The sequence below is a fragment of the Aurantiacibacter rhizosphaerae genome (assembly GCF_009807005.1).
GTDB classification, from domain to species: Bacteria; Pseudomonadota; Alphaproteobacteria; order Sphingomonadales; family Sphingomonadaceae; genus Alteraurantiacibacter; species Alteraurantiacibacter rhizosphaerae.
Map to the genome: position 1 here is coordinate 123,426 of NZ_WUBR01000003.1, position 15,040 is coordinate 138,465.

The window sequence follows — 15,040 nt, forward strand, 5'->3', positions numbered from 1 at the left end:
TTAGGCCCGGTCGGCAACGATCGGGCCTTTTTTCTTTGGTCGAGAATTCTCCCTCGAAACTGTCCTGAAACTGGGCCGATACTGCACTGGGCCACAGGTTTTTCGGCACGATAATCGGGCCCGCCTGTTTGCAATAGCAGCGGGTGCTTCCTAGCTCCGCTGGATAGAAACTACCCAAAGGACAGGACAGCAATGGCCGAGGCGGATGCAGCAAAAGTGGAAGATGGCACGGTAAGATTGCAGGTGGCCGCCGCCCGGCAAGAAGAATCGGGCCGCGGCGTGGTGCGCATGCCGCGCAGCGCGTTTCAGAAGCTGGGCATCACCGAAGGCGATCCCGTAGAGATCGAGGGCAAGCGCGCCACCGTGGCCGTGGCCGCGCCATCCTATGAGGAGGACGAGGCGCTCGACGTCATTCGGCTGGACGGTTTGCAGCGCGGCAATGCTGAAACCGCATCGGGAGAGCATGTGACCGTGCGCCGCGCGGAAACAAAGCCGGCCACCCGCGTGGTGTTTGCCCCGTCCCGCCGCGAAATGCGCCTGCATGGGCCGGGGGAAGCGTTGAAGAAGGTGTTCTTCAAACAGCCGCTGACCGCAGGCGATCTGGTGGCCACGCACGGGCAGCAGCCGGTGCAGAACGTGCCGCCAGAGGTTCGCCGCATGTTCAACGCGCCCGCCTATGCGCTGACGCAGATCCGCCTGCAGGTGGTGAGCACGGTGCCCAAGGGCTTTGTCCATATCGACGAGAATACCGAAGTTGAATTGCGCGCCGAATTCGAAGAGCCGCGCGATGCCCGCGGCATGATCAATTACGATGACGTGGGCGGCATGGCAGACACCATCACCGCTCTGCGCGAAATGGTGGAACTGCCGCTGCGCTATCCGGAGCTGTTTACCCGCCTTGGCGTAGACCCGCCCAAGGGTGTGTTGCTGCATGGCCCGCCCGGCACTGGCAAGACCCGGCTGGCGCAGGCCGTGGCGAACGAATCGGATGCGCAATTCTTCACCATCAACGGCCCGGAAATCATGGGCAGCGCCTATGGCGAATCGGAAAAACGCCTGCGCGAGGTTTTCGAGGAAGCCGAGCGCAGCCAGCCCGCCATTGTCTTCATCGACGAGGTCGATTCCATCGCGCCCAAGCGTGAACGCGTGCAGGGCGAGGCGGAGAAACGCCTCGTCGCCCAGCTCCTCACCCTGATGGACGGGTTGCAGGCGCGCGCGAACCTGGTGGTGATCGCCGCCACCAACCGGCCTGACGCCATTGACGAGGCGCTGCGCCGTCCCGGCCGTTTCGATCGCGAAATCGTGATCGGTGTGCCTGACGAGGGCGGTCGCCGCGAAATTCTGGCCATTCACACGCGCGGTATGCCGCTGGGTGAAGGGGTGGATCTGAAGGAACTGTCCCGCGCCACGCACGGATTTGTGGGAGCAGACCTTGCCGCCCTGACGCGGGAGGCCGCGATCGAGGCGGTGCGCCGCATCATGCCCAAGCTGGATCTGGACGAACGTGAAATTCCGTCTGCCGTGCTGGAAGAGCTGTGCGTGGAAAAGAACGACTTTCGCGAGGCGCTGAAACGCGTGCAGCCAAGCGCCATGCGCGAAGTGATGGTGCAGGCGCCAACCGTCGGCTGGGACGATATCGGCGGATTGGACGATGCTGCGGAGAAGCTGAAGGAGGGCGTGGAACTGCCCCTGAAGAACCCGCGCGCGTTTGAACAATTGGGCATACGCCCGGCCAAGGGCTTTCTCCTTTATGGCCCTCCCGGCACCGGCAAAACCTTGCTGGCCAAGGCCGTGGCGAAGGAGGCAGAGGCCAACTTCATCTCGATCAAGAGCAGCGATCTCCTGTCCAAATGGTATGGCGAGAGCGAGCAGCAGATCGCCAAGATGTTCGCCCGCGCCCGTGCCGTGGCGCCGTGCGTGATCTTCATCGACGAGATCGACAGCCTGGTGCCCGCGCGCGGATCATCCGCGAACGAGCCGCAGGTGACGGCCCGCGTCGTGAACACCATTCTCGCCGAGATGGACGGGATGGAGGAAATGTCCTCCATCGTGGTGATCGGGGCGACGAACCGGCCAACGCTGGTAGACCCTGCATTGCTGCGTCCGGGCCGGTTTGACGAATTGGTGTATGTCGGCGCGCCCGATCAGAAGGGGCGTGAGCATATCCTTGGCATCCACACCTCTGCCATGCCGATGGCGGACGATGTGGACCTTGCAGCGATTGCGAAGGAAACCGAACGCTTCACCGGTGCTGACCTGGAGGATGTGGTGCGCCGCGCTGGCCTCAACGCCATCCGCCGGGCCAAGGGCTCTCCTGACAAGGTGACCAATCAGGACTTTACTGAGGCGCTGGAAGACAGCCGCGCCACGGTGACGGAAAAGATGGAAGCCGAGTACAAGAAGATGAAGGGCGAGCTGAAGAAGCGCGCGATGGAAGTGAACCCCATTGGCTTCATCACCGATGGCATGGTGGAAAGCACGCGCGAATCGAAACACTGATCTCGTGAGTTTTTGAATCAAGGGGCGGTCGCAGCTGCGGTCGCCCCCGCGCTGTTTAACGCCCGCTATCCATTCCGGCCTCGCCCGCTTCCCACAACGCCTCCGTCGCGGAGGTGACGCGGCGCACGGCAATGGCTTCGGGCATGTGTTCACGGATGAAGGCCAGCATCCCCTCGCGGATCTGGCATCGCAGTTCAAATGCCTCGCCTGCATTGCGCGCGCTCATCAGCAGGCGCAGTTCCATGGAATCGAGGGTGGTATCGGTAACCTGCACCGCCTTTGCGCGCTTGTCCCACAGGGGATTGGCCGCCACCAGCCTATCGAATTCTCCGCGCAGGCGATCCACTTCGGCCAGCGGGTCTAGGTGCAGGAACACCGTGCCCAGCAGTTCTGATCCCTTGCGCGTCCAGTTCTCGAATGTCTCTTCCAGGAATTTGTTGACCGGCACCACCAGCCGCCGCTCATCCCAGATCTGCACCACGACATAGGTGGTGCGAATATCCTCGATCTTGCCCCATTCGCCATCCACGATCACCACGTCGTCAATACGAATAGGCTCCGTCAGCGCCATCTGCAGCCCGCCGATCAGCGCCTTCAGGGCAGGCTGCGCAGCGGCGCCCACGGCCAGCGCGGCAAGCCCGGCAGACGCCATCAGCGTAACGCCGATATCGCGCACGCCGGGTATGGACAGCAGCATCAGCCCGATGGTGACGAAAACGATCACGAATGTGCCGATGCGGCTGAAAATGGCCAGACGGGTGCGGCGGCGGCGTGCCGCCAGATTGTCCGTGACGCTGATATCGGCTTTCAGCTCCATCGCCGCGACAAGGGCGCGCATGATCGACAATGCGATCCAGCCGATCAGTGCGGGCATTACGAAACCGGCGATCTTCTCCCATGCGGTATCGAGGATGGGCACTTCGCGCGCGGCCAGCACCACGCCCAACGCCACCATCGCCCATTTGGAGGGCCGTGCCAGATGCCGCACGACGATATTGTCGGCATCGCTTTCGCTAGATTTGGCCACTTTCTTCAGGATGCCGAACAGGATGCGGTGCGCCAGCAGCGCCACAAGCACACCGACGAAGACGGCCAGCGCCGCCACCAGCCATGCCTGCAGGTGATCGGGCACGGTGTCGCGCATGGATGACAGGGCTTCGTTCATCAGTGCGCCGCGTCCCAGCTTGCTCCTGTGCCGATCTCGATACCCAGCGGAACGCTCAGCTCCACGGTGGGCAGGGCAGCTTCGGCCATCACCTTCTCGATAATGGGGGAGGCGGCTTCAACATCGCCCTCGGGCACTTCGAACACCAATTCGTCATGCACCTGCAGCAGCATGCGCACATTCGGCAGGTCCGCTTCTGCCAAGGCTGGCAGCATGCGGGCCATCGCGCGCTTGATGATATCGGCGCTGCTGCCCTGGATCGGCGCGTTGATGGCTGCGCGTTCGCTGCCCTGCCGCTCAGCCTGGTTCTTGGACTTGATGCGCGGGAACCACGTCTTGCGGCCAAACAGGGTTTCGGAATATCCCTTGGCTCGCACGCTCTCCAGCGTCTGGTGCATGTAGTTCTGGATGCCGGGGAAACGCTTGAAATAGGTATCGATCACCTCCTGCGCCTCGTCCGGCTCCACACCCAGCCGGCCGGCAAGGCCCCAGCGCGAGATGCCATATAGGATGGCGAAATTGATCGTCTTGGCCGCCGCGCGCGTATCGCGATCCACCTCGCCGTACATTTCCTTTGCCGTGCGGGCGTGGATGTCCTCACCCTGTGCAAAGGCTTCCTTCAGTTCGGGCACATCGGCCATGTGCGCGGCAAGGCGCAGTTCGATTTGTGAGTAGTCGGCGGCCAGCAGCACATTACCGTCCTCTGGCACAAAGGCCTTGCGGATTTCGCGGCCGATCTCTGTGCGGATGGGAATGTTCTGCAGGTTCGGATCGGTGGAGGAAAGGCGACCCGTCTGCGCACCCACCAGCGAATAGGAGGTGTGCACGCGGCTGGTTTGAGCGTTGATCGCCTGCTGCAAGGCATCGGTATATGTCGATTTCAGCTTCGAAAGCTGGCGATATTCCAGCACCTTGTCAGCGATGGTCGCGCCCGATGCGCTCAGCTTTTCCAGGATCGCCTGATCGGTGGAATACTGCCCGCTCTTGCCCTTGCGGCCGCCCTTGTAGCCCATCTTGTCGAACAGGATATCGCCCAATTGCTTGGGGCTGCCGATGGTGAATTCCTCGCCCGCCTGCTCGTGGATTTCCTTCTCGATCCGCGCAGTGGTTTCGGCAAATTGTTCGGACAGGCGCGACAGTGCGGCACGGTCCACCTTGATGCCCTCGCGCTCCATTGCGGCAACCACGGGGATCAGCGGGCGATCCACCCGCTCGTAAATGCGCGTGGCGCCTTCCAGCGGCAGGCGCGGGTGCAGGTGCTGATAGAGGCGCCAGGTTACATCCGCGTCCTCTGCTGCGTATTCGGTCGCCTTGTCCAGCGGCACCTGGCCGAAGGGGATGGCCTTCTTGCCAGTACCGCAGATATCCTTGAACTTCAGGCAGGTGTGGCCAAGGTGGCGCTCTGCCAGCTCGTCCATGCCGTGCCCGCCGCCGATACCATCCAGCGATCGGCCTGCATCCATGGCGAAGCTGATGATCATGGTATCGTGCACCGGCGCAAGATCGATACCGGCGCAGCGTTTCAGCACGTTGATATCGTACTTGATGTTCTGCCCCACCTTCAGCACCGCATCGCTTTCAAACAGCGGCTTCACCATGGCGAGGGCGGCCTTGCGGTCCACCTGCGCGGGCCGTTCGGCGAACATGTCGTCACTGCCGCCGTCGCCGCCGAAATGCTCCAGCGGGACGTAACAGGCATCGTTCGGGCCAAGGGCGAGGCTGAAGCCGACGAGATCGCAGGCCATCGCATCCAGATCGCTGGTTTCGGTGTCCACCGCCACAAGCCGAGCTGCAAAGGCACGCTCAACCCATGCTTCCAGCCGTTCCAGCGTCTGCACGCATTCATATTGCGAACGGTCGACCGCGGGCCAATCGGGCAAGGGCTGGCGGTTGCCCTCGGTGGAGGCTTCGGCGCCCTTCTTGTCTGCCTTGGCGGGGTTCAGGTCATTGGTGCGGTCAGGGCTGCCGTTTCCGGCATCGAGGCGGCGCAGCAGGCTGGAAAAGCCATGCGTTTGCAGAAATGCGGCCAGCGGTTCGGGCGGAACGCCATCCAGTGCAAAATCGTCCAGCGGTTGGGGAAGTTCGCAATCTTCCTTCAGCGTCACCAGCACGCGCGAAAGCTCGGCATCCGCGCGATGCTCTATCAGCCGTTCCTTCAGCTTGGACTTCTTCATCCCTTCCGCCGAATCGAGCGCCGCGGTCAAATCCCCATGCTCGGCAATCAGCTTGCTGGCGGTTTTCGGGCCGACGCCGAAGATGCCGGGAATATTGTCCACCGAATCGCCCATCAGCGCGAGGACATCGCCCACCTTTTCAGGCGGAACGCCGAATTTCTCCTCGACCTCCTCGATATAGATGCGGGCGTTTTTCATCGTATCGAGCATGTCGATCTTCGCGCCGTCGACTTCGCCCACCAGCTGCATCAAATCCTTGTCCGATGAAACGATGGTGACGTCCCAGCCCTCGCGCTGTGCGGCGCGCGCATAGGTGGCGATCATGTCGTCCGCCTCCACATCGGGTTCTTCTATGCAGGGCAGGCTGAAGGCACGCGTGGCATCGCGAATCAGCGGGAATTGCGGCACCAGATCATCGGGCGGGGGCGGGCGGTTGGCCTTGTATTCGCTGTAGATTTCGTTGCGAAAGCTCTGGCTGGACTTGTCGAGAATCACCGCCAGGTGCGTTGGCCCCTCCGCCTTGTCCAGATCCTCCGCCAGCTTCCACAGCATGGTGGTGTAGCCATACACCGCGCCCACCGGCGTCCCTTCGGGATTGGTGAGCGGCGGAAGGCGATGGTAAGCGCGGAAGATATAGGCCGAACCATCGACCAGGTAGAGATGCTGTTTGTCGGCCATTTGCGCCTGCTAGCACGGCATCGCGCGCCTGTAAGCACGAATGATTATACGGATGATTCTGCCTTATTCCTGCCCTCGGTTCGCCGCATTTGTGCCACATTCTGCTTGCGCATGGGCAATTGTGGCCTTATTTAGGCATCAGAGCCGACGGAGAGGTTGGCTTCGGGAAAGGCAATAGCCGGACCTACAAACAAAGTAATTCAAGGATTTAAACCTATGCGTAAGATCGTTCTCGTCGCTGCCGCAGCTGCTGGCGCCCTCACCCTGGCCGCTTGCTCGGAAGGCACCCAGGACGCTGCAGACGCAACTGCTGAATCCGCAGCTGCCGACACCGAAGCCAACATGGAAGCCATGGAGCAGAACGCTGAAGAAGCTACTGCTGAAGCTGAAGCTACCCTGGACGAAGGCATGGCCGAAGCTGGCCAGGAAATGCAGGAAGCTGGCGCCGAAGTCGAAGCTGAAGCTAACGACTAATCGTCCAAGCTTTCGAGCCTGAACAAAGAAGGGCGCTGCCAGCAATGGCAGCGCCCTTTTTCTTTGCCTGACCGGAGGGTTGGTGAAGCGCCGACTGTCTAGCGGGCGTTTGCTGCCCCGCCGGTTGAATATCGCGCATTGGCAAAGCGGCGCGCCTCGGCCTGCTCTGCAAAGCCATCGTACAAGGCGCGCGCGATCGAAGCGATGCGGGCATCGCGGCGGCGGCGGGCTTCTGCCTTGTTGCGGTTCTCATCAGCCTGAGACGCGCTCTGCCCGGTCACAAAGATGGCTAGCGCAATCGCGCGGCCGTCGGGCATTTCGACAATGCCGATATCGCCAGCCATGCGGTTAAGCGTGCCGGTCTTGTGGGCAACGGTTGCACCCGCCGGGATCATCGCCGGAATACGGCGGCGACCGGTGCGGCAGCGTTCCATGGCATCAAGGATGACCTCGCGGCTCTGCGGGCTTAGCCACTCACCCTGATAGATGCCTGCCAGCAGGCGAACCATCGCCTGCGGGGTTGCGCTGTCACGCCCGTCGATATGGTAGGTGGGATCAAACTCGCCATCATCGCGAACAAGCGTGGCAATATCCCGGTCTAGGCTGAAATCCTTCAGGCCTGCGCGCCGTGCCCAGTCATTCACGGCAGAGGGGCCACCCACTGCAGCCAGCAAGGCATCGGTTGCAGAATTGGAGCTGCGGGTGATCATCAGATCGATCAGCTGGTGCGCGGGCATGTGCTGCCCGGCACGCACCGGCGCTACACGGGTGGAAAAACGCGGGGATCGAACTGCCAGCATCAGCGGAAATTCGCTGGTCAGGCTCCAGCGGCCCTTGTCCACGCCTTCCAGGAATGTGGCGGCAATGGCGATCTTGCTGGTGGATGCCATGGGGAAGCGCTGGTCCCCCAGAACGGAAACCTCTTCGCCGCTGACAAGGTCAATCGCGGCGACACCGATCCGGCCATCGCTGCCATCGGCAATCTGCGCAATGCGCCGTTCCAGCGGGGTGCTGGGCCGGGCGATGATTTCGGGTGGTTCGCGCAATTCCGTACCAAAGGCACTGTCGAATGCGGATTCAAGCTGTTGGGCACTCGCCGGTGTTGCCGCCGCCAGCGGGGCGAGCATCAGGGCGAGTAGTGCAATAATTCGTGCGATCACCGATTTTTCCATGAAGCGAAGTTGCATGAAACGTGCTTAGCAATTGCTTAATCGCATAGGAAAAAGCAATTCCGCGCGACGAATCGCGCGGAATTGACGGTGTGTCGAGTAAAAAGGGCCGATTTGGAGGAACCAGCGCGGCTTACGCGTTGGCGAGAACCTCCCCGATCTTCTCAAGCGGTTCGTGGGTCAGCGCCTTGTCAACTTCACCAACCAGCCGTTTTTCCAGCTCCTTGTGATAGTGTCGGCGCATCTCCCCCAATGTTTTGGGATCGGCGACGACCACCAGTTCATCGAACGCATTGGCCAGCGCCTTTGCATTCAGCCATTCGGCGGCTGCCGCTGCATGAGCCAGTTCGTTAAGATCGGTGCTGCCGGAAATTTGCCCGCCCTGATCCTGGTGCTTCACACCGGCGCTGAAATTGGTGGCTTCCAGATCGGGTTCTTCCACCTTTGAAAGCTTGGGATCGAAAATCTGGCCGTCGTTCCGCAGGAACAGGAAACGCTCTCCATCTACGAGTGCGACATGGGCCTTGTGCGGGATTTTCATTCTTTGCTCTCCTGCAATTGAAGTGTTTCATCACCAACGGGCAGGCAGTGGAATGGTGCCGGAAAAAGCCGCTGTTTCGGCCTTATTCGGGCTTTCGCAAGCGCCATGCGAATTGATCGGAGTTCCCGCGAATGGAATCGTCGAACACATTGGCATCGCGCGGATCGTCGGGGCGGGAATAGAGGTCTGCTTCCTCCTCCAGCACGAAGCCCACGCCGGTCAGCGCATCGAGCGCAAGCTGGCGGTCCATCCGGTGCAGTTCATCCGCTGCGTCCAGCCCGCCGTCCTCTGCCGCCAGGTGATCCACCACCACCAGCGTGCCGCCGGGTTTCAGCGCATCATACAGCATCTGAACGGCCGTATTCGCGGTGCCATCGGGCATTTGCGAGATGAAAAGATCATGGAAATTCATCACGGTGATGATGGTGTCCAGCGGTTCTGGCCATCCCGGCGCTGCAATCGGACCGCGCAGGGGGATAACGCCCACCGGATTGCCCTGATCATCGGAATAGGGCGCGACGGCGGCGTCCTGCTCCTCGGCATATTCCGGCCTGAAGGCGATGAATTCTTCGGGCTGGAAGGCATAGACCTTGCCATTGGCGCCCACTGCCGTGGCCAGCAGCCGGGTGAGATAACCGCCGCCCATGATATAGTCGCCCACCTTCTCGCCCTTGTCGATCTGGGCGAAGGCCAGCAATTCCCCCGGCTTGCGGGTCTCGTCATACTGGCGATCATCCATGCGGGCGATATCGTTGACGGCCTGCATATATTGGCGCGGCGAGTATGCGGCGGTTTCGGTTTCGGCTTCCTGCGGCTCTGCTCCGCATGCTGGCAGGGCCAGCAGCAGGGCGCCTGCGATGATGGCATTGCGCATTTCAGTTCTCCCCTCGATCCTCTGGCGTAGGAGGCTACGCCCAAGAGGCGGGGCCGTGCAAGCGGCTTGACCGGGCAGCAATTTCTGCCACCAATGAGGTAACACAGGAAATCAAAACCGGGATCGCACCTCCATGATTTATCGTCTCCGCCTGTTTTCGGGCGCTTCGCTCGCGGCCATCCTCTTCGCCAGCGCGGCCACTGCATCGGCGCAGGACGTTACCATCGTGCAGCCCGGTGCGGTGGGCCAGACACCGCGCACCCTGAGCGAGGACGAGGCGACGCGATTGGCGCGCAATGCCTACTCACCGGCGGACGTTGCCTTCATGCAAGGCATGATTGTGCACCACCAGCAGGCCGTGGACATGGCGGCGCTGGTGGGAGACCGCACCAATACAGAAGAAATCATGGCGGTAGCGGGCCGGATCGACGCCTCGCAGGAAGACGAGATTGCATTCATGCGCGGCTGGCTGTCCGATCGCAGCGAGCCCGTTGAAATGGCGGGCATGGGCCACGCCGCGCATTCCGGCATGGAGGGCATGGCAACGCCAGAGCAGATGGAGGCGCTGGCCGCCGCGCGCGGCACCAATTTCGATCGCCTGTTCCTGGAACTGATGGTGCGCCATCACCAGGGCGCGGTGACGATGGTGGAGGAATTGCACAAACAGCGCGGCACCGCCGCCGATCCGGTGATGTATGAATTCACCAGCGAAGTGGTGAACGACCAGAACGCCGAGATCGAGCGAATGAACGCATTTCTCGCCAGCCTTTCCGACGATCCGCGCGCCACCTTGCGTGCCGGCATTTTCGATGCGGAGGAGGCCATCAGCAACCTTCGCCACGTGGCCTTCCTGCGCAAGCCTGCGGGTTTCTTCGATCCTGAAAACCCGGCTGGCCTGCGCCCGGAAATACCTGCCGACGATAAAGCCGAGGACGCGCAGGCGGACGAGCATGCGGGCCATGCCAATCACGCTGATCATGCCGAAATGCCCAGTGCCGCAATACGCGATCCCGAAGTGGAGGAAGAGGAACGCCGCTATGCCCAGCGCGGCGGTATGCTCAGCTTCTCCAACACCGATCTTGCCTTTGCGGGCGACCTGATGGTGGCGGGCAATTATCACGGCTTCAACGCCTATCGCCTGGGTGAGGACGGCGTGCCGCGTCTGGTCAGTTCGGTCGTGTGTCCCGGAGGGCAGGGGGACGTCTCCATTGCGGGCGATCTGCTGATCATGAGCGTGGAGGAAACGCGCGGCCGCACCGATTGCGGGCTTGAAGGCGTGACCGACCGCGTGAGCGAGGACCGTTTCCGCGGCCTGCGCATCTTCGACATCTCCGACATTACGCGCCCCGTTCAGGTGGGCCAGGTGCAGACCTGCCGGGGCAGTCACACCCACTCCATCGTGACGCAAACCGATGACAGCCTGATCGTCTACAATTCCGGCACCGGCTCGGTTCGCGAGACGGACGAGCTGGAAATCTGCATCGGCGATGTGCCGGGCGATGATCGCACTGCGCTGTTCCGTATCGACGTGGTGGAAATTCCGCTCGCCGATCCATCGCTGGCGCGCATCGTATCAAGCCCCGCCGTCTTCGCCGATCCGGAAACCGGGCGGCTGGCTGGCCTCTGGCAGGGCGGCGATCATGGTGACAACACGCAGGATACCCGCCGGACGGACCAGTGCCATGACATCACCGTGTTCCCCAGTCTGAACCTGGCGGCGGGCGCATGTTCGGGCAATGGCATCATCTTCGATATTTCGGACCCGCTGAACCCTGTTCGCAAGGACGAGGTGGTGGACCCCGGCTTCGCCTATTGGCACTCCGCCACGTTCAACAATACCGGCGACATCGTTCTGTTTACCGATGAATGGGGCGGCGGCGGTCGCCCGCGATGCCAGGCCACCGATCCGCGCGAATGGGGCGCCAACGCCTTCTACGCCATCGAGGATGGCCAGCTGGAATATCGCGGCACCTTCAAACTGCCCGCACCGCAGGGCGATACCGAGAACTGCGTGGCGCACAACGGCTCCATCATTCCTGTGCCGGGGCGCAATATCTTCGTGCAGGCGTGGTATCAGGGCGGCGTGTCGGTGATCGACTTTACCGATCCTGCCAACCCGTTCGAGATCGCCTATTTCGACCGTGGTCCGGTGGATGCCGATCAGCTGGTGACCGCCGGATACTGGTCTGCCTATTGGTACAATGGCCGCATCTACGCCACCGAGATCGCGCGCGGGATCGATGTCTTCGCGCTGGAGCCGAGCGAGCACCTGTCCGCAGCGGAAATCGCCGCGGCAGAGGCCGCCAGCTATCAGGGCGATGTGTTCAACCCGCAAACGCAATATCCGGTCACCTTCAGCCAGGAAACGCTGAACGCAGTCGAGGATAGCCGCGTCGGCGGATGATCATTGAAATTGCAGCGATATGGCAATTGCCTCTCTGAAACACGCGGACTAGAGGCGGGGCCGATCATGCCCCGCCAATTGCCGATCTTCCTGCAAGTCATGCTGCTCGCCTCATTGGCCGTGCGGCTGGCGGTGGGTGCGCCGTGCTGCTGGTCTTCGGATATCGAGCAGGTCGAAGCCGAGCCGGTGCACCATGCGATGGCAGGCATGCAGCACGACATAGCCGACCATGGCGGTGATACCGATGTCGGCCATGATGGCCACGATGATGGCCACGATGATGGCCACGATGATGGCGACAACACCGCCGGGCCATGCTGCTCTGCCTGCGGACCGATACTGGCCAGTGGCAATCCCCCCGTCCTGACGGCTGCACTTGCCCCGCCGGTGCCGCTTGTCTTCACGCTGGATGACCTGCCGCAGCGTGACCTGCTGCGCCTTTATGAGGCAACCGGACCACCTCTCCACGTCTGATCGCAACAGCATTCAGACAATGGAGAATTTCAATGACACGTTTTCGTGCGGCGCTTTGCGTCGCCACTATGCTCGCCTGCGCGCCGGGCACCGTCCACGCGCATGATGTAAACGCACTCGACCATGCACCCATCGGCGTGATGGGCGATCACCGCCATGCGCAGGGTGAATGGATGGTAAGCTATCGGCTGATGCACATGGAGATGGGCGGGGTGCAGATCGGCACCGACGATGTCGATCCCGACACTGTCGTGACCACCGTTCCGAACCGCTTTGCCGGAATGCCGATGCAGCCCCTTAGCCTGCGGATCGTGCCCGACACCATGCGCATGGATATGCACATGCTGGGCCTGATGTACGGCGTTTCGGACGATATCACGCTGATGGCGATGGCCAATTACGCCGCCAAGGAAATGGACCACATCACCTACCAGGGCGGCATGGGCACCAACGTGCTGGGCGAATTTCGCACCGCGCCCGATGGCTTTGGCGATACGAAGCTGGCGGCACTGGTGGGCCTGACGGACAATGTGCACCTCAACGTGGGTATCTCCATCCCCACCGGATCGATCGAGGAGACGGGAGAGGCGCTGATGCCGATGGGCATGACCATGCCCGTGCGCCTGCCTTACCCGATGCAACTGGGATCCGGCACCTGGGATCTGGAACCGGGCATCACCTGGCGTGGCCAGTCCGAACAGCTAGGCTGGGGCGCGCAGGTGAAGGGCGTGGTGCGCATGGGCCGGAATGATGCAGGCTATGCGCTGGGCGATTCGGCGGCGGCCACGGCGTGGCTGGCCTATTCGCTGGATCAGGCGCTGGCCCTGTCTGCCCGCGTGGAAGCAAAAACCACGGGCCGGATCGACGGGATCGACCCTGCCATCATGGGGCCGGTGCAAACCGCCAATCCCGATTTTTCGGGCGGAGAAAGCGTGACGGGCTTCATCGGCGCGAACACCGTGTTCACCCACGGGGGGCTGGCCGGATGGCGCATCGGTGTGGAGGCAGGCCTGCCGCTGGTGCAGGATCTGAACGGACCGCAGATGCCGAATGACTGGTCCATGACGCTGGGCGTGCAAAAGGCGTTCTGACGGCACCGTCATCATGGGGTAGGCCCGGCGGGAGCGATCTCGCCGGGCTTATCCTTTTGCAGCGATCAGGCAGGCCGTACCTCTACGGCTTCGATGTCCCGTCCGTTGCGATGGGCGATCAGGAATACCGCGCCGCCCACCAGCAGCATGCCCAGCGTGGGGAGGGCGGCGTTCAGGGGAAGCTGCGCCATCATCCACAGTGTGAATGCCCCGGCGATCACGGTGATCACGCCCCAGCCGAACCCGAGTTCCTTGGCAATGCCGCCGGTACTGCGCCGCCACATGGCTATGAAGGTGGCAAAGACCCCCAGACTCACCAGCGATTCTGCCGCCACCAGCATATTGGCCAGCGTCTGGAACGTACCGCTGATCGCCAGCGCCGCGGCAACAAGGCCGTAAACGGAAATGGCAAACCACGGCGTTTCAAAGCGGGAGAGGCTGGCGCACTTTGCCGGCAGCAGCCCACGCCGCCCCATCGCGTAAATCAGCCGCGGCATCGCCACGAAATAGGTGAGCTGGCCGGAGCCGATGGAGAAGATCGCCGCCAGCGCAATCATCACGCCGCCCCATGGGCCGAACACCGTATCTGCCGCCGAAGCCAGCGGCCGGTCAACATTCGCGGCATCGGGTGCGATGGCGACGAAAGCCAGTTGCACCAGCGTATAAAGCGCCGCGATGATGGCAATGTTGATATACATGGACCACAGAACGGTGCGCTGGGCATTGCGCGTTTCCCCGGCGGAAATCGAGGAAACCGCTCCGCCGGAAAAGGCATAGGCCAGCAGCAGGGCGGTTGCCTCTATCTCGCTGAATTGCGGAGGCGCGAATTCTCCGGGCAGGCCGTTCACCGCCAGTCCCACTACGCAGAGCAGCAGGATAGGCCCGATTTTCAGCGCCGTGCCCACCCACAGCGCGCCGATGGATCGGCGGGTGCCGGAAATGGCGAGCAGGGTGAACAGGACGATCAACGCCAATATCGTGGCCATGCGTATAACCGGTTGATCGAATATCGGAAAAATCGCCGCCAGATATGACACCATGACGTGGAAATTGGCTGCCCGCGCCGCAAGGTTCGCGCCAAGGATGCACCAGCCCGCCAGAAAGCCTGCAAACCGCCCGAAGGCTTGCTCGATATACAGCTGCGGACCGCCCGACTGGTTGAACTTCGTGCTGATCTTGGCGACGATGGAAAGGTCAGCGGCCACCAAGGCTGCGAACGCGAATATTGCCAGCGGGGCATAGCTGCCTGCCCCCGCATAAAGCAGCGCGGGCAGGGCGAATATGCCTGCGCCCACCACGCCATTGAGGTTGAGCAGCACGGCACCTGGCAGCCCGATAACACGCGGCGGCTTGCGATCTGCGGTCATAGTATTTCCCCCGGCAGCAAGGCTTGGGCAAGCCGGGAGACAAGTCAAACGCTATCGCCGTGCGTTATCACGAAAAAGGCCCGGCAGAATCGCTCCCGCCGGGCCTCTCGATTTTCAGGACGGGTGGGGC

At 62.2% G+C, this 15,040-nt stretch carries 11 protein-coding genes; 5 read left to right on the forward strand and 6 right to left on the reverse strand.

Annotated elements, in window-relative coordinates; all coding sequences use genetic code 11:
- The first annotated feature begins 192 nt into the window (after window positions 1-192).
- On the forward strand, window positions 193-2,499 hold the full coding sequence (locus GRF63_RS12955) for a CDC48 family AAA ATPase (RefSeq protein ID WP_160486478.1): 2,307 nt from the start codon (window positions 193-195) through the stop codon (window positions 2,497-2,499).
- Window positions 2,500-2,554: 55 nt separating this feature from the next.
- On the opposite strand, the gene GRF63_RS12960 is transcribed toward GRF63_RS12955, so the two are convergent.
- Together GRF63_RS12960 and polA are read right to left on the reverse strand one after the other, a co-directional pair.
- On the reverse strand, window positions 2,555-3,664 hold the full coding sequence (locus GRF63_RS12960) for a mechanosensitive ion channel family protein (RefSeq protein ID WP_237392488.1): 1,110 nt from the start codon (window positions 3,662-3,664) through the stop codon (window positions 2,555-2,557).
- Entirely contained in the window at window positions 3,664-6,516 is a 2,853-nt protein-coding gene (gene polA / locus GRF63_RS12965) for a DNA polymerase I (RefSeq protein ID WP_160486479.1), read from the reverse strand. The genes GRF63_RS12960 and polA overlap by 1 nt, the downstream gene beginning before the upstream one ends.
- A gap of 216 nt (window positions 6,517-6,732) precedes the next feature.
- Between polA and GRF63_RS12970 the strand changes: the two genes are divergently transcribed.
- Window positions 6,733-6,990: a hypothetical protein gene (locus tag GRF63_RS12970; protein ID WP_160486480.1), complete on the forward strand. Its 258-nt coding sequence runs from the start codon at window positions 6,733-6,735 to the stop codon at window positions 6,988-6,990.
- A gap of 98 nt (window positions 6,991-7,088) precedes the next feature.
- Here the strand turns inward: GRF63_RS12970 and GRF63_RS12975 are convergent, their stop codons facing one another.
- From GRF63_RS12975 to GRF63_RS12985, 3 genes are all read right to left on the reverse strand, one after another.
- Entirely contained in the window at window positions 7,089-8,177 is a 1,089-nt protein-coding gene (locus tag GRF63_RS12975) for a serine hydrolase (RefSeq protein ID WP_237392489.1), read from the reverse strand.
- A gap of 115 nt (window positions 8,178-8,292) precedes the next feature.
- Window positions 8,293-8,700 carry a baeRF12 domain-containing protein gene (locus tag GRF63_RS12980; protein ID WP_160486481.1) on the reverse strand — a complete coding sequence of 136 codons (408 nt, stop codon included), beginning with the start codon at window positions 8,698-8,700 and terminating at the stop codon, window positions 8,293-8,295.
- 82 nt (window positions 8,701-8,782) lie between these two features.
- Window positions 8,783-9,574: a class I SAM-dependent methyltransferase gene (locus tag GRF63_RS12985; protein WP_160486482.1), complete on the reverse strand. Its 792-nt coding sequence runs from the start codon at window positions 9,572-9,574 to the stop codon at window positions 8,783-8,785.
- Between the two features lie 133 nt (window positions 9,575-9,707).
- Between GRF63_RS12985 and GRF63_RS12990 the strand changes: the two genes are divergently transcribed.
- From GRF63_RS12990 to GRF63_RS13000, 3 genes are all read left to right on the forward strand, one after another.
- Window positions 9,708-11,978 carry a DUF305 domain-containing protein gene (locus GRF63_RS12990; protein ID WP_160486483.1) on the forward strand — a complete coding sequence of 757 codons (2,271 nt, stop codon included), beginning with the start codon at window positions 9,708-9,710 and terminating at the stop codon, window positions 11,976-11,978.
- A 66-nt stretch (window positions 11,979-12,044) separates the two neighbouring features.
- Window positions 12,045-12,452, forward strand: a complete 408-nt coding sequence (locus GRF63_RS12995; protein WP_160486484.1) for a hypothetical protein — start codon at window positions 12,045-12,047, stop codon at window positions 12,450-12,452.
- Window positions 12,453-12,484: 32 nt separating this feature from the next.
- The gene (locus tag GRF63_RS13000) at window positions 12,485-13,543 is read left to right on the forward strand and encodes a transporter (RefSeq protein WP_160486485.1); all 1,059 of its coding nucleotides are present in this window, start codon (window positions 12,485-12,487) and stop codon (window positions 13,541-13,543) included.
- A 65-nt stretch (window positions 13,544-13,608) separates the two neighbouring features.
- On the opposite strand, the gene GRF63_RS13005 is transcribed toward GRF63_RS13000, so the two are convergent.
- Window positions 13,609-14,910: an APC family permease gene (locus GRF63_RS13005; protein ID WP_160486486.1), complete on the reverse strand. Its 1,302-nt coding sequence runs from the start codon at window positions 14,908-14,910 to the stop codon at window positions 13,609-13,611.
- Window positions 14,911-15,040 lie beyond the last annotated feature (130 nt).